The following is a 3,035-nucleotide window of genomic DNA, read 5'->3' as shown; positions in this document are numbered from 1 at the left end:
TGGTGCAGGACTATCTGTTCTTTCTGCAGGCCAGCGGCCGCAAGCCGGCCTCGGTGGCCAGGGCCCTGGCCGCCGTGCGCGGCTTCCACCGCTTCTGCCTGGACGAGGGACACGCCGGGGTCGACCCGACCGGCGATGTCGAGCGGGCGCCGGTGCCCCTCGGTCTGCCCAAGGCCCTCACCGAGGACGAGATCGGCGCCCTCCTCGGAGTTGTCGCCGGTAACGACCCGCCGGCCCGGCGGGACCGGGCCATCCTCGAGGTCCTCTACGGCACGGGGCTGCGGATCTCCGAGCTGGTCGGCCTGTCGCTGTCGGACCTGGCCCTGTCGGACGGGACGCTGCGCGCCTTCGGAAAGGGGTCGAAAGAGCGACTGGTCCCCGTGGGCCGCTGTGCCCGGCGGGCCCTGGCCGAGTGGCTGGAGCCAGCGGGTCGCGGCGCCCTGGTCCCGCGCCGGTGGGCCCGTCGCAACGACGCCGAGGCGGTGTTCCTCAACCTGCGGGGCGGCCGCCTGACGAGGCAGGGGGCGTGGGCGATCGTCCGCCTCCACGGCGAGCGGGTGGGCCTCGGGTCCCGCCTGAGCCCCCACGTCCTGCGCCACTCCTGCGCCACCCACATGTTGGACCACGGCGCCGACATCCGGGTGGTCCAGGAGATGCTGGGCCACGCCTCCATCGCCACGACTCAGGTGTACACCAGGGTCTCCGCCGACCGGCTCAGGCAGGCCTACGACCGTGCTCATCCGCGCGCTGATCCGACCCAGGGACGGTAACCTTGTCATCCTGTGCCGAACGACGCCCCGACCGTGGATTATCGTGCCCTCTTGGAGGAGGAGCGCGGCCAGCTGCGCGACAAGCTCGCTGAGCTGGGCTTCGGTGACGGCGGCAGCCTCTCCTACGATGCCAACTTCGCCGACTCGAGCCAGGTCACGGCGGAGCGGGGCGAAGCCGAGACCCTCGCCCTCCAGCTGAGGGACGCCCTTACCGAGGTGGAGGACGCCTTGGACAAGCTGGGCGCGGGCACCTACGGGCAATGCGAGTCCTGCGGCAAGCCCATCGCGGTGGCCCGCCTCGAGGCCAAGCCGGCCGCCCGCACCTGCATCGACTGCGCATCCAAGCGCTGAGGACCGGGTCCCGATGGCGTCGGTGAACCGAGGGGCCCGGCAGTACCAGGGAATCGCGGTCCTCCTCCTCATCGCCCTCGTCTACATCGTGCTGAGCCGGCACGTGATCTCGATGGACACCCTCGTGTTCTTCGCCGTGCTGATCCCGTCGATCATCCTCCACGAGGTGTCCCACGGGGTCGTGGCCCTGGCCTTCGGCGACGACACGGCCAAGCGGGCGGGGCGGCTGACGCTCAACCCGCTGGCGCACATCGACCCCTTCGGCACGATCATCCTGCCTGCCCTGATGCTGCTCGTCGGCTTCGGCGCCATCGGCTACGCCAAGCCCGTACCGGTGAACGTCGGGCGCCTCCGTCACCCGCGCAACGAGAGCCTGCTCGTCAGCCTGGTGGGACCGGCGGTCAACATCGTGCTGGCCGTGGCCGCGGCGCTGGCCTACCGGGTGGTGGTCGGTTCGACGGCGATCCCGCTCGACTCCCACGGCTTCCCCCAGCAGACGCTGCCGAAGGTGCTCCTCATCCTGGGCTTCGCCAACGTGATACTCGCCGTCTTCAACCTCATCCCGATCCCGCCGCTCGACGGCTCGGCCGTGGTGGAGCGGGTCCTGCCGAGGAGCTGGTGGCCCGGATACCTGCGCATCCGGCAGTTCTCGCTGCCGTTGGTGCTGATCCTGGTCCTGCTCGCCCCGCAGGTCCTGACCCGGATCTTCGATCCGGCCCTCAACCTGTGGTCCAACCTCCTGGGTTGACCCCACCCTCGGGCCGCCCGAGCGCGCCTGTGGGTCATCTCGTCCGCCGCTTCGCGGGTGCGCTGTCGCCGGCCGGGCCCGACCGGGAGGCCGAGAAGTGGGTCGAGGAGACCTTGACCGCGCCGGAGCTGGCGCTCTGGCGACGGATGAGCGGACCCGACCGTCGCCATGCAGTGGGAGTGGCCCGGCGGGTCGTGGTGGCGCTGGGACCGGACGAGGCCACGCCGCCGGTGCGTGCCGCCGCCCTGTTGCACGACGTGGGTAAGGTCGAGTCGGGGCTGGGCACGCTCGGCCGGGTGCCGGCCACGGTGGTCGGGATGGTCTCGGGCCACCGCCGGGCCGAGCGCTGGGCGAGCGGGAGAGGGCCGCTCCGCCGGGTCGGCCGCTATCTCGACCACTCCCGGATCGGGGCCGAGCTGCTCGAGCGGGCGGCGAGCGACCCGCTGACCGTGCGCTGGGCGGCCGAGCACCACCTGCCGGCCGAGCGATGGGGCGTCCCCTCTCGGGTCGCCGCCGCCCTCAAGGCAGCCGACGACGACTGAGGGTCCCCTGGCGACCGCTTGGCGAGGCCCGCTGCGGCCCGTCCGCACTGGTCAGATGCGGTGGCGGGGCAGCAGACCGATGGCGTCCGAGGCCCGAGCGGCGGTCGCCGACGCCACCAGCTCGGCCTTGGCCGACCCGATGTCGAGGATCGCCTCCAGCCCGCCCTGGTCCGCCGCCAGCTTGGCATGACGCTCCCGAACCGGGCGCAGCAGCTCGATCAGGGCCTCGGCCACGTCGGCCTTCAGGGGACCGTAGGAGGAGTAGCCCTGGGCCGCATCCTGGGGGCTGCGCCCCGTGGCCGCGCCCAGCAGCTCGAGCAGGTTGGAGACGCCGGGCTTGTCCGCCGGGTCGTAGACCACGTCGGAGCCACTGTCGGTCACGGCCCGCTTGACCTTGCGCTCGATGTCGGCGGGATCGTCGAGGACGTAGATCGTCCCCTGGGGTGATTCCACCGACTTGGACATCTTGCGAGTCGGCTCCTGGAGGTCCATCACCCGGGCGCCCACCCGGGGGATCGCCGCCTCGGGCACGGTGAAGGTCGGGCCGTAGCGGTGATTGAACCGGTTGGCGAGGTCCCGCGTCAGCTCGAGGTGCTGGCGCTGGTCGTCGCCCACCGGGACCCG

General features: G+C 72.1%; 5 protein-coding genes. 4 read left to right on the top strand and 1 reads right to left on the bottom strand.

What is annotated here, in order from left to right:
• From VGF64_17205 to VGF64_17190, 4 genes are all read left to right on the top strand, one after another.
• A partial coding sequence (locus VGF64_17205; protein HEY1636500.1) for a tyrosine recombinase occupies positions 1-770 on the top strand: 770 nt, incomplete at its 5' end.
• Between the two features lie 33 nt (positions 771-803).
• Positions 804-1,121 carry a TraR/DksA C4-type zinc finger protein gene (locus tag VGF64_17200; protein ID HEY1636499.1) on the top strand — a complete coding sequence of 106 codons (318 nt, stop codon included), beginning with the start codon at positions 804-806 and terminating at the stop codon, positions 1,119-1,121.
• Positions 1,122-1,134: 13 nt separating this feature from the next.
• Complete coding sequence (locus tag VGF64_17195; GenBank protein ID HEY1636498.1) at positions 1,135-1,869, top strand: site-2 protease family protein; 735 nt, start codon at positions 1,135-1,137, stop codon at positions 1,867-1,869.
• The gene (locus tag VGF64_17190) at positions 1,866-2,411 is read left to right on the top strand and encodes an HD domain-containing protein (GenBank protein HEY1636497.1); all 546 of its coding nucleotides are present in this window, start codon (positions 1,866-1,868) and stop codon (positions 2,409-2,411) included. Before VGF64_17195 ends, VGF64_17190 begins: the two co-directional genes overlap by 4 nt.
• Before the next feature lie 51 nt (positions 2,412-2,462).
• Here VGF64_17190 and VGF64_17185 read toward each other — a convergent pair.
• Positions 2,463-3,035 (bottom strand): tryptophan--tRNA ligase (locus VGF64_17185; GenBank protein ID HEY1636496.1); only part of this gene is annotated, 573 nt, incomplete at its 5' end.

It is taken from the genome of Acidimicrobiales bacterium (genome assembly GCA_036491125.1).
Taxonomy (GTDB): Bacteria; Actinomycetota; Acidimicrobiia; order Acidimicrobiales; family AC-9; genus AC-9.
The sequence above is the reverse complement of the archived record's forward strand: the minus strand, read 5'-3'. Positions and strand labels throughout refer to the sequence as shown.

Coding starts and splice junctions, on each gene's coding strand:
- VGF64_17195 (HEY1636498.1), top strand. CDS start 1,135: ATGGCGTCGGTGAACCGAGGGGCCCGGCAGTACCAGGGAATCGCGGTC.